This window comes from Psychroflexus torquis ATCC 700755, assembly GCF_000153485.2.
GTDB lineage: Bacteria > Bacteroidota > Bacteroidia > Flavobacteriales > Flavobacteriaceae > Psychroflexus > Psychroflexus torquis.
The window spans coordinates 958,209-975,799 of record NC_018721.1 but is presented as its reverse complement, the minus strand read 5'-3'; the positions used below and the strand labels follow the sequence as shown (position 1 = coordinate 975,799).

Below are 17,591 nucleotides of genomic sequence, written 5' to 3'. Positions count from 1 at the left end.
AAACTGATTTTATACGACATTTGACTGATAAATTGATATTAATACTTGACATCAGTTTTTAACTGGGTCTCAACCTATTTTAAAAGTGCTTCAATAGCTTCAAACTTTTTCTCGACCGCATAATCTAAGGCGGTTTTTTGGTCATTATCCTTTACAGAAGAATCTGCATCATGCTTCAATAGCAATTCAACACTTTTAAGCTTATTATACATCACCGAAAAGATGAGTGGTGTTGTTCCATTGGTATTAGACACATTAACATTTGCTCCGTGTTTTATCAAATAAGACGCCAATTTCATATACTCTTTAAAACAAACACCCATCAATGCTGTATTACCAGATGCATCTTTTGCGTCTATTGGCGCTTTGTGTTCAATTAAAACTTTTGCGATGAGTTCTTTATCAAAATACGCAGCAAAGATTAAAGGCGTAAAGCCTCTCACATCTTTAGCATTTACGACCTCTGGATTATTGGCCAGTTGTAATTTTATGTTTTCGATGTTACCCGATTGAATGGTGCTAAAAAATAATTCTGTTGCGTTCATAGTTTTTGTTTATTCGAGGCTAATAAAAGCTGCTCTTTATTAGAATTTTACAAGTTTTGACTTCAATTTTAACTGAATTAAACCGAAATACCAAAATTACAAGCTAATTAAAAAAAGAACTTCTACAAAGAATGTTATCGGAATTAAAACACAAACCCATCCCAAATTATGTCAACCCCGAATTATTAGGAACAGTAAGTAATTTGAGTCGCACTTATAATTTGAACGCACACAATTTGTTTTAAAATAATTTTTAAATTTTTATTCTGTAGGTCTAAAGCTAATACGTGTTTACTAAAGCCATCTTCAAAGAAATAGACCTCCCTATTGCCTTTAAAAGCTAAAATAAATGTACAAATACGGTCTAAAAAACCATCTGTTATAGCTAACAACGACCGCATACCCTGCAAAGTTTTCTAAACCTTCTTCTAAAGCTCTTAGTCTGTTTACATCCAAATCATTTGTTGGCTCATCAAAAAGTAATACGTTGCCCTTTTCTTTTAAGGTCGTTGCCAGATGCAAACGGTTACGCTCACCACCAGAACGTAAACTTACTTTTTTGTTTTGTCTGACGGCCTTTTGCACCTCGTCGTTCTCATTCTTACTTACGTTCTAAAGTTTTTCTTCGTTTAAAGCAACTTTACTTTCCTTCGCTATTCGTTTAGATTTCTGGTCTTTTTTAAATAATAACAAAGAGAACCTCACTAGTGCTGATTATGAAAATACAATTATAATAATGGCAGAGGGTTTGGGGAGGCAGGTTTTGGACAAGTGGTTATTATGTCAATACAGTGGGCCAGTACGCAAATGAATAAGTCATAAAGAAATATCTTCAAAATAAAGGAAGATCAAAATACACGGAATTGCACAAAAATCAGTTACGTTTGTTTTGATACCCCGACGGCTCTGCCTCGGGGTAGTTAATTCATCACATAGGTAAGAGTTGTCTGTAAAATATGATTGGTAATAAAAGTATGTTTACCACCATTCAAACCTATGTTATGATATCCTATACCTACCCCTATTCTTGTAGTGATGGGATATTTCAAGCCAGCGTAAAACCAGTTCTGGTTGAATGATTTTGGTCTAATGCCCTCCTCTAGATTGATAAATAATTCATCAAATAGTTCTATAGAAATACTTTTGTTATCATCAATCTTTAGAAGGGGTCTGGTTAAGGTAAATCGATATCTAAATCTAGTGTTATACGTGTTTCCATCACTGTCATAAGTCCCGTTTGAAGTGGTGACTAGTTTATCGATAAAACGCTCTTCTAACCTAAACCGGTGCTTAAATTTAATTTTCTCTCGTGAGTGCTCTAACTGAACCTGCTGCCACAAGTTGTGCTCATTCGCGTCTATAGGAATCGTAAAATCTGAAAACGCATAGTTTCTAATATAGCTATACCCTAAGGCAAAATCATAGGTTTCATTCTTCTTAAAGTGGATAGCAGGTCTCGCGATAAATTGTTCCCACTCCTGTAAAAAATGAGTCCGTCTAAAATGAAATTCTGATGTGACATAAAAGGAGTTGTCAATTCTTACTGTGGGTATAAAGCTATTCCAAGAACTGGAATGACTCCGGTTTTGCTCTTGTGCATTTGACATATATACGGCACATAAAAGCAATATTAGTTTGATATAATTTTTCATATAAAATTTTAAAAAAAAGCTGTGTTGAGTTTATGAGACACCACAGCTTTTAAAATTATTTATACAGTGACTAGTTGGAAAAAGAAACATTTTAAATTTTGCTGTATTTCTGACCAGACACTAAATAGTATTTTGTTTTTTTCTAGCAGCAAAGGGATGGTCAGACATTGCTCTGTGATGTTCTAATCCTTTAAGCAGGACAGTGCCGCCATTGGACTCATATTCGTTTTTAAAATGTTCTAGGTTTTCCATCACAGAATGGTCTACAAGGTTGGTTTTATGTAAATCAATGGTGATTTCTAGCCCTTGTGGAATATCTTCTAAGTCCCTTTTGATCCCTAGATAGTTTGTGAAAACAGCTGCTTTATCTATTTCAACTACGTATTTATCTCCTAATCTAGAGACTAGTGTAGGCGCCTTAAAGAAAGAGGAAATAGGAGTTCCATTAAACATATGGATAATTATTTTTAGCAGCATTCCTGCTAAAATTCCTATCAATAAATCTTCGCCTAGGGTCACGACTATAGTGACTACGAAAATGGCCAATTGCTCTTTTCCTATTTTAAAAATATGCTTGAACTCTCTAGGGTGGGTTAATTTAATTCCTACGGCAACCAACATTGCTGCTAATGCAGAATTAGGAATCATTTCTAAAATTGGAGCTGCTAGTAAAAGGAATACTAAAATAAAAAAACCGTGAAAGAAGTTCGCCCATCTTGTTTTAGCCCCATTTGCAACGTTTGCTGAGCTACGTGCTACTTCAGAAATCATTGGGAAACCACCAAGAAAAGCGGCAATAGTGTTTCCTATACCAGTAGCGATGAGGTCTTTGTTCATATTGGACTTACGCTTATAAGGGTCCAGCATATCTACCGCTTTTACAGTGAGTAAGGATTCTAAAGTTCCCACTAGTGCAAACATGACAACATACTTTATAAAGGTTCCTGTTTGGGATATCCCGTCAAAACTGGCATTGATATTCAAGTTGTCAATAAGACTTCCCACCTCCAATAAAGCATAGGAAGGTTCGGTATTTGCAAAGTCCATATAGAGTTCTGCAGGGATCGCAAAAACGAGTACTAATAATGCCGCAGGGATCATCTTTAGTGTTTTATGTTTAATCAGAGGCCACAACAGCATAATTAGTAAGCTTATCACTCCTATAATTGATGCTTTTGGATCCAGGTTTTTTATGAAGTTTGGAATATTCCATAGAAGTTCAAGAGGTCCCATTCCTTTAGAAAGTATGGGGTTGTCATTTAACAGGACAGGCAATTGCTTTACGATAATGATAATTCCAATCGCAGCAAGCATACCGTGTATGGCAGAAAGTGGAAAGAAATCGGCGAGTTTCCCCAGCTTTAAAAGACCTAATACTATTTGAACCAATCCTGCAACAACCATAGCCCCAAGGGCCAGTTTCCAACCCAATATGGGATCTCCATTACCAAAATCGGCAACCGCTCCTGCAACAATAACAATAAGGCCAGCGGCTGGACCTTTTATAGATAAACGAGATCCCATAAAGAAACTCACAAATAATCCACCAATAATTGCTGATATAAGTCCCATAATAGGAGGGAAGTCTGAGGCTTTAGCAATTCCTAAGCTCAATGGTAAGGCCAGCAGGAAGACAATAAATCCTGAAATGGCATCTGCCTTAAAATTTTCTTTTAATCCTGCAAAACCATCAGCAGGGAGGTATTTTTTAATTTTTGTTTTCATTTATTTTTGAATTAAAGGGTTAAGATGTTTTTAGTAAGAATCTAGGAGGATCTTCTTGCCATTGGAGTTTCTGTACCTTTTGTAGGTCCCAAAAAAACACGAGCATATATGCGCATTAAACTGATGCCTGTGAGTATAAAAGTGAAAGAAATCAAGGCTGCCAAAAGGAATTGGTTTTCTTCAATATGTGTGAATAACAAGTCTTCTCCTAAAAAGGTAGTCGTAACCGGAAATCCCATCAAGCCTAAAGAGCATATGAGATACCAGAAGGCCGTGTTTTTTTGCCTTAAGGCTAATCCATAAAAATTATTTAGATCAAATGTTTCCTTTTTAGAAAGGGTGTAGAGTATGATATAACCTGCAATTCCAGAAACGATAACCCCAGATAAATAGAGGGTAGCATCCCAAATGTAGAACCTATCGTTAAAGGTTATGGCAAGTAATACCCATAAGTGACTGAAGGATAACATGACCCAAGCCAGCAGAGGATTTTTGCGTTCTGAAAAGGTGCGAATCACTAGAAAAAGAGCAACCCCTGCAATAACAACAGGTATCAGCCGATGTAATGTTTCTGACAAATGGATAAAGAAGCTCAGAAAAAAGAGGGGGATAGGAAGCATGGCAAGTACCACATGGACGGCAGGTTTTGGTTCAAAACGGGTTAATGGATTTCCGATGCGTTTTACAGGATTCCAAAACACCTTATAAAGTAATTGATCCAGTTTCCATTCATTTAATCCTATAAGATAAAGAGTAGCTTCGTACTTTTTCAGCCATCCACTTTTAGGTTTTTCTTTATAAGGTATAAATTGATAAAATTGCTCTCTGATGTAATAGGCCACCATAGATGGGCTAATTAACAATTGGTAACTCCTTAAAAAGGCATTGCTCACCAAATGAATCAATGCAATATTCTCAAGTCCTAGAGCTACTTCTACAAAAATAATTCCTATTTGAGCTACTGACGAATAGGCTATTTGAGCCTTAGCAGAATACTGCACTCTGGAAGAAATGGTAGCTACGATTGCTGTTATAATTCCCAATGCGATGACTATAAGCTTAATGACAACTAGCTGTTGCCAAAAAGCTGCGGTACGCAATAGTAGGAACACACCAATATGAGCGGCAATCGAACCATAAAAAATAGCACTAGAAGGGGTAGGGCCTTCCATAGCTCTAGGCAACCAAGAGGAAAATGGAAATTGTGCAGATTTCACACTTGCTGATAGAAGAATGGCTAGAGATATAATGATACTTATCCAAGGGTGAGAAACCAGATGTTCTGACACCAACTGAGAGTTGTTTAACTGCTCAAAAGTGATGTTTTCGTGCCACAGATGATGACTTAACCACATGGTTATTAAAATGCCAACATCTGCAATTCTGTAGATGGAAAAAACCTTCAATCCGTTGCGCACTGGTAAATAGCGATGGCGGTAATAAGCGATCAGCAAAAAAGAAGACACACCTAAGATTTCCCAACCTATAAATAGGGTTTCAAAATTGCCGGCTAGGACAATAATCTGAACGGAAATAAAGAATAATAAAAAGGTGGTGAAAAAGCGTTTATATCCAGGTTCTTTATGGAGGTACACACTGCTGTAAATGGCAATTAAATAGGATAGAAAGCCAGAGAATAAAAGATATATAGCAGATATTTTATCAAAATAAAAATCGATAAAAAAATTATAATTGCCAGAACGGTAGACTGATATTTCTTTGATATTTAGGTTGTCAGCACCTTTCCATAACCAAGCGATAACAAAAGCAATTGTAAAAAGCACATAGGTTCCCATAGCGATATGAATCGTGGTACTGATTGCTTTTTCTTGAGTTTCTGGGAAGAAAAGGCTGATTATTAATCCCAAAAATGGGATGAATAAAAATAGGGGTATTAGGTTTTCCATGGTTATGATACGTTGAGCTGGTACACCGGTAAATTGGTAGAATGATTTTCAAAAACAGTTTCTAAATCGGAAAGGGTCTCCATCTTATTTGTAGGAGGTTCATAGGATTTTAATTTCCCTTGAGATAGATAAGAGATGGCTTTGGTTTCAGGATGTATGATCGCTAGTTTTACCCATTCATTTTTATACCAGTTCCAGAGTTCAGTATCGTTTTGAATAAGTTGCATGACAACTTCTGGATAATGCTCTATGATCATCATTAACCGTAAAGGGGCGTGCACATCTATCATTTGAGAAGGCAATCCAGGACGTAAGTCCCCTTTAATCCCGTTGGCTACTCCAAAAAGGCCAATCACATTATGTGGCAGTTTAGACCCAGCGCCTAATTTTTCATTATCTACACTAGAGAAGTAATACTCGAGGTTAATCCCTCCACAAACAGGAGTGGCTGCTTGTAAAATGCTTTTTAATTGTATACTGTTTAGATCTTGCTTATAATCATAGGAATTTAAAAAAGCACGCTGATCTAAAAAGACACTTTTAGTCAAAGATCTACGCCCTACAATGCAAAGTGTGTTATTAGAATGGTTCAATTCTGGTCGAGGTTCGAACAAGGCAGTAGATCGGTTCTTTACTTCGTTATGCACTTTAATCGCGTCTCGCTTGCTATTGGTCAATAAAAATTGTCTTGATCGCTCTTTAGCATTGTGAGATAAAGCTTTGTCAAACTGTGCTTTGTGTGTGTCATGTGCTTCTGTAAGCTTTCGCGAAAGCGTAACTTCATCATAAAACGTCACCTCATCACGAGTCGTATCGTGTAAGCCACCCAAAAAATAGGTGGTGCTAGGAATACAGATATGTTTTGCTTCTAGTGCTTTTCTAACATCTTCTCTGTTGGCCATTTCAGCAACCGCACGACTGTTTACCGAGCCTGCTCTACCAGAACACGCACCACAATTGTAACCAGCATAATACGGGTTGTTGGTGCTACTACCCCCGTGACCTATCAAGTAAACCAATGGAGCAAAGTTGGTCGTCAACCCCGTGCTCTTTAATAATCCATACACAATTTCAACCATCTCTTCAACGGTATATCCTACTTGATAACCATTTTCTTCAGCATTATCTTTATGTTCAACTAGAATCGTCGCTGCCTTCTCCATATGTTCAAAAGCAGAGGAATGTGCCGGAGATACTTGGGGTTTAAATAAATTAAAAAACAAGCGTACCGCAGACCAAAAGCCAATCGTTTGTGACAACAACCACCCTGTAAATAACCGATGTGATGCTTTATGGAAATGAATGTCTTTTCCGTTTTTAACCGCCCTTCCTTTCTCTTTGATAAGGTGTTTAGGAGTTAAAGAACCAGGACAGACTTGTGTGTAAAATTTTCCCGACTCTGGTTGGTACATCGCCACCATTCCGAAATGTCCAGGTGTACCAAAGGTTTCACAGTCTGGAGATGCTTGCTCTAAGTGTCTTCGTATCGATTCTTCTCTATCATCAATACAGAAGAAGGCTTGAAAACTAGGGGTTGCTGTTTTTTCTTTTGCTGTAGATTGAACCAATCCCTGTAGAACTTGACTGTGATAACTCCACTCTAAGGCTTCTTGCCAGATGGCTATAACTTTCCAATACCGATCAACTTCTTTAAACGGAAATAATACAAAAGGCGCTCCTAAATTTACGGCGGCACTCAAGGGCAATTTATCCAGTCCAATACTCTGGTCTAAAGCCTCGATTTCTAAAAGTAATTCCAGAAAAATAAAATCTTGGAGGCTTATTTTTCTCTGATCAAGTAAGGTGGCTGGTTGTTCTTCTACCGTAGCGACCATACCAGACCAACCAGGATGAGCAAATTGCTGGTCAAATAAATAGTGTTCAAAGTAAGCTGGATCCCCTACGATACACCTTAATAGGCTTGTTATGGTAGTTTTAGAACCATGAAGTAATTCAACAGCCTTTTTAGATTGAAAAACCGAAACCAAGCTGTTTTTTTGTAACGCACGAACAGCCTCCAAAAAGGTGACGTCAGGATAAGGAAATCGTTTTTCAGAAACTCCTTGATCCAGATAGGCCCCAATTAATTTGAATAATTTGGGATGTACCAACATGTCTAAATCGATCTTAAAATGACTTTTCCAAAAGGCTTTTAATAGTCCTATTTGAGGAATTGAATCATTTGATAGATCTTGATTTAAAACTAAGGATTCCCAATATGTAAGGCTGTTATCATCTTTAAAATTAAGGATGGTCGTGTTAAGCACGTCTTCTTTAACAACTCCTTCTTGGAATAGCTTTCGATATTCTTTTAAGGACAGTGCTGTTTTGTAGCCAAAAGTGGAATTTGCTTTTTGTAAGGCTTCAAAAAATGAAAAATTATCAAAGGCGTGCAAGGTGTTGTGATGGACAAAGTCTTTTAAAGGGGCTTGTGCAGGTAAATAATGTCTAAGATGATGGAGCACCACTGCTTCATCAAATATTTTTTGATCCGTATGCATTAGTAGAATGCTGTTTAAATAAAGTGAATTAAGAATTTTAGTTGAAGAACTAAAACATCACACGTATAACTTTGATTTGGTGCTGCTTAGATAATGCTGAAAACAAAGGGTATCGAGCAGCGATATTTAGGAGAGGATAAACTAGCAGTCTAACTTGAGACAGCAAAACTGAATATAGCGTGGGTATTTTGAGATAAAAACCCAGCCGCATGTATTTGGTAAGGTACTACTGGTAAAAGTAGTGGGATTTAGAGACGTGTATAGCTTTTGTTCTACGGCAGAACCGCCAGCTGATCCACCTATTTTTTGAAAAACTTTTTCGGTTAGACTTGTACTAACTTCGGTTTCAGTTTCTTCTTCAAGGCACTGAATCTTGTTGGTACTACCAGTAGTTTCTGAAGGTGTGCTCTCCATAATTGCACTAACTGATGACTCTGGCACCAGCATACAAAGCAATAATGATATGGAAAAAATAAATTTTATAGCAACATTCATGATGCAAACATAAGTAACATTCGTTATATTTGAACATAACTTAAGTTATATTTACTCAGGTTTCGCACCCATTATTTACAGGGTTTAATTGGAAAAAAATAGCATGAAAACCAAGGGGAACCCCTGGTTTTACTGTATCTTTAAGTAACTAAACACAAAGTACAAAACATGCTACAACACGAATATATTGCAAAAGTTCAAGAAATAAAAGGGAAGTTTAATAAGGTTTGGTTTAATTCAGACTATTTACGGGCACATCTAAATATTTTAGGCTTCAATAGAATAAAAAAACAATTCAGTTGGTGCAAAAAGGCGGGTTTTTCATTTGAGGATTTGATCGCTACGCTCTTGATTTTGCCCCTTATTGGAATTAATTCTATTTATGGACTTACAACTGACAAAGATCCAGAACTTAATAAATGTGGAAAAGATTCATACTATCGAATCTTGGCAAATCAAAAAATTAATTGGAGAGCTTTTTTGGCCCAGTTTGTAAAGCAATATCTATTGAAAGATGAACTCTTCACGCCCTCAGCAGACCCTACAAGATGCTTGATCTTTGATGATACTGATCTTTCAAAAACAGGAAAGACTATTGAAGGAGTCTCAAAGATCTACAACCATGTGTCAAAGACCTACTATTTAGGTTTCAAGCTACTTGTGGCTGGGTATTGGAATGGAAGTGTTTTTATCCCCATTGATTTTAGTCTGCACCGTGAGAGCAAAACATCAAGATTAAAATATGGTCTAACCGCAAAGCAGCGTAAGGCCCAAAAGAAGACACCAAGATGTAGTAAAACAGTTGCGGCAAAGAGGTATAGGGAACTCAATAAAAAGAAAACAGACCTAGTAGTGCAAATGTTTTCCAGGGTTGTAAAGCGTAAAATTCCTGTAGACTATATTTTAATAGATACCTGGTTTACAAGTGTGGGATTACTTAAAAAGTTACGAAGTATTTGCAGTTCGACCCATATTATTGGGATGTATAAATACAATAGTAAAATTGAAGTCAGATCAAAGGTCAAAACTTTAGCACAACTTAAAAAACAGAAAGCAAAGCCCAAGCGCTGTCGTAAATTCAATTACTACTACCATCATTACATAGCTGAAATTGATGGGCTCAAGGTTGCTCTCTTTATCTCAAAACGTGGGAAGAACGGCAAATGGCACACCTTAATAACCACCGATACATCACTCAAATTTGTAAAAGCAATTGAAGTATATAGTATTCGATGGTCAATTGAAGTCTTTTTTAAAGAAGCCAAGCAGCTCTTTGGCCTTGGAAAGTGTCAGTCTACCAATTTTGATGTCCAGATTGCACAAATAACAATTGCAATGACCCAATATCTGCTTACAAGTATTAGGTACAGAATGGAGGCTTATGAAACCATAGGCGGATTATTTAAAGATTTAAAACAGGATTATATTGAAAATAAGCTGAATATCAGAATATTGGCAGTTGTCAACTTAATTTTAACCAATTTGGAAAAACTAGTAGAATCAATTGATATTGAACTTATTACATCCAAAATAATAGAGGATATTGAGAGTTATGGGTTTCTAACAAATACCCATAGCTTTAATCATCAAGGTGTTAAGTGAAATTGATTAGGTGCGAAACTTGAGTTATATTTATTATATTTTAATATGGACAGTTTCTTTTTAAAATTTGATTTCCAAAGCCATCTCTTATTTGAGAGCCTTACTCTAGTAGAGAAAGAATTGGTTCGTAGCTTTATGGAAGATATGACGATAAAGAAAGGGAATGCTCTTTTTTATGAAGACGGTATTCCTACTGGTATTTTTCACATCGTGAGTGGAAGAGCAAAGAAATTTAAAAAAGGATTTAGCAATCACCTACAGATATTTTATATCTATACACCGGGTGATTTTTTAGGGTATCACGCCCTGTTGGGTGAGGAGCGTTATCAGGACTCCTGTGAGGCCCTGGATGATGTGGAGTTGAAATTTATTTCAAAAGATAATTTCCTAAAATTACTTCAGGATCTTCCCTCTTTAAAAGATGCTTTTATTAAAAATATGAGTCACGAGTTTGGTGTATTAGCCAATACAATTGCTGTTTTGGCTCAAAAGGATCAAAATACGCGGTTGGCTATTTTTTTATTGGTATTTGAACATCGCTTTAAAGCGATGATTCCCAATTATAAAGGTATTGACCTGAGTCGAGAAGATCTGGCTAATTGTATTGGAACATCTCGAGAAAGTCTAGGGAGAAGCCTAAAACAGTTTAAAGATGATGGTCTGATTTCCATTAAGAAACGCTGTATATTTATTATAAATAAATCTGCGTTTTACAAATTACTCCACTTAGAGTCGGTAGACTGATATCTTCCCTGCCTACAAGCATAATTAAGCAGGTTAAGTTTTTTCTTGCACGCTATGATGACATGCCGATTAATCAAGCGTCAGGCTGATAGATTTTCAATTGGAGTGGCTCAAAAAACTCTTAACTTAAAACAATTAGAATTTTTGAAATCTTTCAGCCTCCCATCGTCCTTCAAAACCAATTCGCTGAGAAAATAGCTTTAATTAGGCAGCAAAAAGCACTGGTAAAACAAGAGCTACAGGAAAGTGAAAATTTGTTTAATTGTTTGTTGAAGCAGGCTTTTAAGGGGGAGTTGTAGAAGTTGGATTTAAAAAAAAGGAATTAAGAGTCAAGGCAAAAAATTTGAATATTGATCAAGGAATATCAAATTTGTAAAAGGAGATAGACGAGATGTAAGTAAAGAATAAGCGGCTGTAGATCGCATACGCTAACCCAGATATATTTTGAATATCGAATATCGATCAAGGAATATCGAATTTGGAAAAGGTGAAAGAGGAGATATAAGTAAAGAACAAGTAGCTACGCATCGCATGCGCCCATTCAGATTTTTTGAATATCGATCAAGGAATATCGAATTTGGAAAAGTTGATGGAGAAGATATAAGTAAAGAATAAGTAGTTGCGCATCGCTTGCGCTTGACCAGATATATTTTGAATATCGATCAAGGAATATCAAATTTGGAAAAGGTGAAAGAGGAGATATAAGTAAAGAACAAGCGGCTGTAGATCGCATGCACCCATTCAGATTTTTTGAATATCGAATATCGATCAAGGAATATCGAATTTGGAAAAGTTGATGGAGGAGATATAAGTAAAGAATAAGTAGCTGCGCATCGCATGCGCTAACCCAGATATATTTTGAATATCGAATATCGATCAAGGAATATCAAATTTGGAAAAGTTGATGGAGAAGATATAAGTAAAGAATAAGTAGTTGCGCATCGCATGCGCCCATTCAGATTTTTTGAATATCGAATATCGATCAAGGAATATCGAATTTGGAAAAGTTGATGGAGAAGATATAAGTAAAGAATAAGTAGTTGCGCATCGCATGCGCCCATTCAGATTTTTTGAATATCGAATATTGATCAAGGAATATCAAATTTGGAAAAGTTGATGGAGAAGATATAAGTAAATAATAAGCAGCTGCGCATCGCATGCGCCCATTCAGATTTTTTGAATATCGAATATCGAATATTGATCAAGGAATATCAAATTTGGAAAAGGTGAAAGAGGAGATATAAGTAAAGAATAAGTAGCTGCGCATCGCATGCGTCTATTCAGATTTTTTGAATATCGAATATCGATCAAGGAATATCGAATTTGGAAAAGGTGAAAGAGGAGATATAAGTAAATAATAAGCAGCTGCGCATCGCATGGGCCTATTCAGATTTTTTGAATATCGAATATCGATCAAGGAATATCAAATTTGGAAAAGATGAAAGAGGAGATATAAGTAAAGAATAAGTAGCTGCGTATCGCATGCGCTTGCCCATATTTTTTTATATTTAATAGAAAAAATAAATGAGCAAAAAATAAATAAGCAAATATTAAATTTACAATATAGGGTCGAGATGGCCGAGAAGAACGTTTAGCACGATTTCTATCACTTGAGAGATACGTTAAGTGAAGAATTGATACCAAAGTCAATAGATGCAGCATTTATTTGCAAACCTAGAGACAATAAGGATAGAAATATCTTTACATGGTTCAATTTGATGTTGTTTGTATTCATAGCGGTTAGACACTTAACTGTTATCCCAATATAATCAATTATCATACCTGAAAAGAGTAGCGATATTACAGCCAGCAATGGGGAAAGTGTCGTCAGAGCATGTTCAATCATAAGCCTGCTACTAGTGAATCTCGACCCTTATTTTTTATAATGAAGAAAAAAGAAGAACATCCTTGGATAAAACTTAAAAAATATCCGCATATAGGTTTTCCTTCAGAGAATAAAGACATCTCTAAATTGGAGAGCTATATTATGGATGAAGATAAAATCGCTAAACATAGTTTTCTTCCTTTTTTACATCGCAGTATTTTCCAAAGAAAATTTAGACCTAGAAAAGACAATCTTAGGAATAAGAAGAGTAAGAAACGTAGAAGGGGAAAATTAAAGCCCAAAGCCCGTGAGATATACTTTGCCAGTCATTTTGATGCTCAAATCTATTCTTATTATAGCTATTTACTTTCTAAAAAATACAATGCACTTCTTGAAACCAAGACCTTTGATAAGGCTGTTGTAGCCTACCGAAAAATTGAGATGGAAGGAAAAAAGGGTAAGCATAAATGTAATGTAGATTTTGCTCATGAAACTTTCCAATTCATAAAGGATAATCAAGATAAAGAGCTTACCGTCATTGTAGCCGATGTCACAAAATTCTTTGATAGTCTAGATCATAAAATCCTAAAACAAAAATGGTCACAAGTTTGGGACGGTTCGACCACGCTTCCAAAAGACCACTTTAGGGTTTACAAGTCTCTAATAAATATGAGGTATGTAAATGAGAGTTTATTGTTTAGAAATTATAAAGACCAAATATGGGTTAAAACACGTGAGGAGAATGATCCAAAATCTTTTGATAGGTTACAAAAACCCATAAAGCAGAAACGTTTTTTAAAAGACAATAATGCTATAGCCTACTGTGAAAAAACAGAGTTTTTAAAGAATAGTTTAGATCTTATTACAAAATCGAAAGCAACAAAAGGGATACCTCAAGGAACAGCACTCAGCGCTACGTTGGCTAATATTTATATGTTAGATTTTGATCAAGAAGTTCAAGACTTCATAGATAGCGACTCTGTAAAAGGGTTTTATCAAAGATATAGTGATGATTTAATTATAGTTGTACCAAGAGATCAACAAGAGGAGGCGATAAGGCACTTACGTTCATTGGTGGATGACAAAGTAAATCTAGAAATCCATCCAGATAAAACTAAGGTCTATCATTTTCAAAATGAAGATGAGAAATTTATAGGTTTTGAAGTTGATGAACATACAGGTGAGAGAAAAAATAAAACTTTAGAATATTTAGGTTTCGATTATGATGGACAGCGTGTATTGATTAAAACTGCTGGATATTCTAAGTTTAATCGTTCTATGAAACGATCTTTTAAAAGAGCAACTTCACTGGCAATTCATGCTAAAACTACAGATGATAAGCTTCATAAAAGTTCATTATTCAAACGCTTTACATATAAAGGGTCCAAAAGAAGAATGGTGCTCAACGGTAAAACAAAAACCTATAGGTATGATTGGGGCAATTACCTCAGTTATGTAGAGAAGGCAAACGCGTCTTTCAAAGAGTTTAATAATAGTGATGTCATCAAAAAACAATCTAGAAAAAGCTGGAATCGTTTTAATAAGTTAATGAAAAGTGCAGAAGCTCAAATAGAAGACAGTAAAAAAAATTAATATGTCAAGATGTAGGAAAAATGAATTATAATAACGAGCCATTTCCGGTAGATCCTAAAGTTGTTTTTAAAAGAGCATTTGATATGGCAACTATTGCTTTAGTGCATTTAAACCATAAAAATTGCCCTAGGTTAGAGGAGTTGTTTTTTGAAATGCACAAAACTTGTGGAGCACAACCAGAATTTTCTATATGGCGTAATAAAAAAGCTTTTGAAGATCTTGGTTATGTACCCAATATAAAATCAGGTAAATCAAAATCTTTAAACGAATTTAAAGGTCTTTACTTCTTTGGGGAAAAGAAAAATGATAGAGTACTTCCCATATATGTAGGTGTAAGTAGAACAGTATATAGAAGATTGAGACAGCATGCTTATGGTAAAAGTCATAATGAGTGCTCACTTGCTTATTTGATGACAGGTCATAATAATAATAATAACAATAAAGAAATCAATCGTGCAAACGACCACAGTGATTTTAATGATGATTTACTTGCAAAAAAAGAAGTGGTTAGAAATTTATATGTTGCATTAATTCCTGTACAAGAAGATTATGACCTCTATTTTTTGGAAGTGGCACTTGCAGGAATTTTAAAGACAAAGTGGAATTCTTTTCGCACACATTAGTATATTTATAAGTTATGAAAGAAAACAGTCTTCTTGATAAAAAGTCATTATCTATTGTAACCGGCAGTAAGTCTAGCTTAAAAGAGTTGGCCAAAGATTGTGTCTGCTTTGCAAATGCACAAGGTGGTAGCATTATAATAGGAATAGAAGACGACAGTGACATGCCACCTGATGGGCAAGTGATTAACGATGATCTCATAGAAAAGATAAACAAGAGTATTCCAGCACTAACGCTTAATGTAGGTATTATGCCATTAGTAAAAACAGCAGATAACGGAGCTCAATTTATAGAACTTCAGGTTTTCCGTACAACACAAAGTGTTGCTAGTACTACGGACGGTAGATATTACATGCGTATATCTGATGATTGTAAACCAATTCCGCCAGAAGATTTAGCTCGGTTATTCTCTGAGAGAAACTCTTTTGTTTGGGAAGAAAAAGTAGTCAAAAAAATTCTTTCTTCTCATTGTGATGCAGTTAAGTATTTAGAATTCTTAAAAGACATAAAAGAGTCTGAAAGAATTAGTGATTTTGTAAAGCAAATGAATCCTCAAGAAATGATGGATTATTATTTTATCTCAAAAGATGGTTTTCTTACTAATCTAGGTATATTATGGATAGGTAAAAGAACAGATCGGGCAACTTTACATTATCCGCCATCTGTTCAGTTTATAAAATATGATGAGCAAGAAAATAAGGTATCAAAAAAACTTTGGGACGATCATATGCTCAATCCTAAAGAGCTCATAAATTCAATCTTAAAAGAAATCCCAGACTGGAACGAGTTTGTTGAAGTATCTGATGGTATTTTCAGAAAGAATGTTCATAATTATGAGCCAGAGATTATACGCGAGATTGTAGCAAATGCATTTGCGCATCGCAATTACACTATGAGAGGTGATATTTTCATCAACCTATTCCATGATAGGTTAGAAATACATAGTCCTGGTTTATTACCGTTAGGTGTAACGCCAGAGAATATTTTAACAAAATCTGTGCAGCGCAATTCGTTGCTTGCAAAATTATTCTATGATTTAAGACTCATGGAGAAAGAAGGTAGTGGCTATGATAAAGTATATGAATTATTATTAGGAAGTGGTAAGCAACTTCCAACAGTAATAGAGGCAGATGATAGGGTCACTGTCATTTTGAAAAAGCAAATTGTAAGCAAGGATGTCCTTAAATTGATGGATAAAGCGTCTCAAGATCTTCAATTGAAGCAAAAAGAGGTCATAGCGTTAGGTATTGTAGCACAAAGTCAAGGGATAAGTACTTTGGAATTATCTAAAATATTAAACATTTCTAAGCCTAATGGACTGCAATATTGGATAGGTAGATTAATTGATTTAGATGTAGTATTGACAAAAGGTAAGACTAAAGGAACCTTTTATTATATAAATCCAGATTTTATACGCTATACTGATTTTATCGAGCAAACCAATTTAAAGCGAATTGAGCCACATAGATTACAAGAATTAATTTACGAGGATTTAAAAAATTACCCTGAAAGTTCTATCAGTGACATTAACAAGCGCATAGGAGTAGAGATAAAACCACGTACTCTAAAAGATAAAATTGATGATATGGTTGTTGGTGAACTTGTTAAGAAAGATGGAGAAAAAAGATGGACTATATACTCTATCAACATAAAGGGATGAAATAAAGTGATAATGTTGATAGAAAATTGAGCAAAAATAGATAAAGTCCATAAAACCTGATGTTTATATCAACATAAAGCCATGAAATAAAGTAATGATAATCACAGAAATGTTGATAGAAATTCAACCAATGATTAAAAAAGCCTATAAAACTTAGTGTTTCTATCAACATAAAGCCGTGAAATAAATACCTGTGCCTACATAGAGTGATAATAAAAGATCTTTAAAGGAATTATGAATTCAAATTTTCAATCATTTAAATATACCTCTATACACCTGGAGCTTTACCTACGTTTAAAGAAGGCGATGTATTTGAAATTATAATTCCTATAGAAGGAGAAATAACAGAAAATACGGCTACAAAAACACCAGAGAAAGGTTCGGAGAAAAGTTCGGAGAAAATTTCGGAGAAAATTTCGGAGAAAATTTTGAGATTGTTAAAGGATGATAAAAATAGGAGTGCTAAAAACCTGTCTGAAATTATAGGTATATCAGATAGGGCAATAGAAAAGCAATTGGCAAAATTGCAAAATCAAGGTAGGTTAAATAGAGTAGGTCCAGATAAAGGAGGTTATTGGGAAGTCATTGATGAATTTTAAAAGCGTCGGTGTAATAACAATTGTAATAGTATAAGTGGGATAGCATCCATAGAAACTTTTTTCAATTTCTTAAAAATGAATTGCTAGATGCTACACATCAGAAGCAATACCAAATTTTAAAA

The 17,591-nt window shown here is 35.2% G+C and carries 12 protein-coding genes and 1 pseudogene; 6 read left to right on the top strand and 7 right to left on the bottom strand.

Features of this window, described 5'->3' with window-relative positions:
* Positions 1-74 precede the first annotated feature (74 nt).
* The 7 genes and pseudogenes from P700755_RS04240 to P700755_RS20245 form a co-directional block, all read right to left on the bottom strand.
* Positions 75-545, bottom strand: a complete 471-nt coding sequence (locus P700755_RS04240) for an ankyrin repeat domain-containing protein (RefSeq protein ID WP_015023503.1) — start codon at positions 543-545, stop codon at positions 75-77.
* Positions 546-730: 185 nt separating this feature from the next.
* Positions 731-1,112, bottom strand: a pseudogene (locus P700755_RS19065) (hypothetical protein); the annotation flags it as partial.
* A 353-nt stretch (positions 1,113-1,465) separates the two neighbouring features.
* Positions 1,466-2,197 (bottom strand): DUF2490 domain-containing protein, encoded by a 732-nt coding sequence (locus P700755_RS04230; RefSeq protein WP_015023502.1) that lies wholly within the window; start codon positions 2,195-2,197, stop codon positions 1,466-1,468.
* 120 nt (positions 2,198-2,317) lie between these two features.
* Positions 2,318-3,922: a SulP family inorganic anion transporter gene (locus tag P700755_RS04225; RefSeq protein ID WP_015023501.1), complete on the bottom strand. Its 1,605-nt coding sequence runs from the start codon at positions 3,920-3,922 to the stop codon at positions 2,318-2,320.
* A 41-nt stretch (positions 3,923-3,963) separates the two neighbouring features.
* The gene (locus P700755_RS04220) at positions 3,964-5,829 is read right to left on the bottom strand and encodes a proton-conducting transporter transmembrane domain-containing protein (RefSeq protein ID WP_015023500.1); all 1,866 of its coding nucleotides are present in this window, start codon (positions 5,827-5,829) and stop codon (positions 3,964-3,966) included.
* 2 nt (positions 5,830-5,831) lie between these two features.
* Complete coding sequence (locus P700755_RS04215; protein ID WP_015023499.1) at positions 5,832-8,330, bottom strand: YbcC family protein; 2,499 nt, start codon at positions 8,328-8,330, stop codon at positions 5,832-5,834.
* Positions 8,331-8,471: 141 nt separating this feature from the next.
* On the bottom strand, positions 8,472-8,744 hold the full coding sequence (locus tag P700755_RS20245) for a hypothetical protein (protein WP_169314461.1): 273 nt from the start codon (positions 8,742-8,744) through the stop codon (positions 8,472-8,474).
* Between the two features lie 249 nt (positions 8,745-8,993).
* On the opposite strand from P700755_RS20245, the gene P700755_RS04205 reads away from it, so the two are divergent.
* The 6 genes from P700755_RS04205 (at position 8,994) to P700755_RS21075 (ending at position 17,469) form a co-directional block, all read left to right on the top strand.
* Positions 8,994-10,427 (top strand): IS4-like element ISPto3 family transposase, encoded by a 1,434-nt coding sequence (locus tag P700755_RS04205; RefSeq protein ID WP_015022725.1) that lies wholly within the window; start codon positions 8,994-8,996, stop codon positions 10,425-10,427.
* A gap of 45 nt (positions 10,428-10,472) precedes the next feature.
* The gene (locus P700755_RS04200; protein WP_015023497.1) at positions 10,473-11,171 is read left to right on the top strand and encodes a Crp/Fnr family transcriptional regulator; all 699 of its coding nucleotides are present in this window, start codon (positions 10,473-10,475) and stop codon (positions 11,169-11,171) included.
* 1,885 nt (positions 11,172-13,056) lie between these two features.
* A complete protein-coding gene (locus P700755_RS04195; RefSeq protein ID WP_041758138.1) occupies positions 13,057-14,589 on the top strand; it encodes a reverse transcriptase domain-containing protein in 1,533 nt (510 codons plus the stop codon).
* Between the two features lie 20 nt (positions 14,590-14,609).
* Positions 14,610-15,212 carry a GIY-YIG nuclease family protein gene (locus P700755_RS04190; protein ID WP_015023494.1) on the top strand — a complete coding sequence of 201 codons (603 nt, stop codon included), beginning with the start codon at positions 14,610-14,612 and terminating at the stop codon, positions 15,210-15,212.
* A gap of 14 nt (positions 15,213-15,226) precedes the next feature.
* Positions 15,227-16,870 (top strand): ATP-binding protein, encoded by a 1,644-nt coding sequence (locus tag P700755_RS04185; RefSeq protein WP_015023493.1) that lies wholly within the window; start codon positions 15,227-15,229, stop codon positions 16,868-16,870.
* 260 nt (positions 16,871-17,130) lie between these two features.
* Positions 17,131-17,469, top strand: coding sequence for an HTH domain-containing protein (locus P700755_RS21075; RefSeq protein WP_083858471.1), 339 nt, complete (start codon positions 17,131-17,133; stop codon positions 17,467-17,469).
* Positions 17,470-17,591 lie beyond the last annotated feature (122 nt).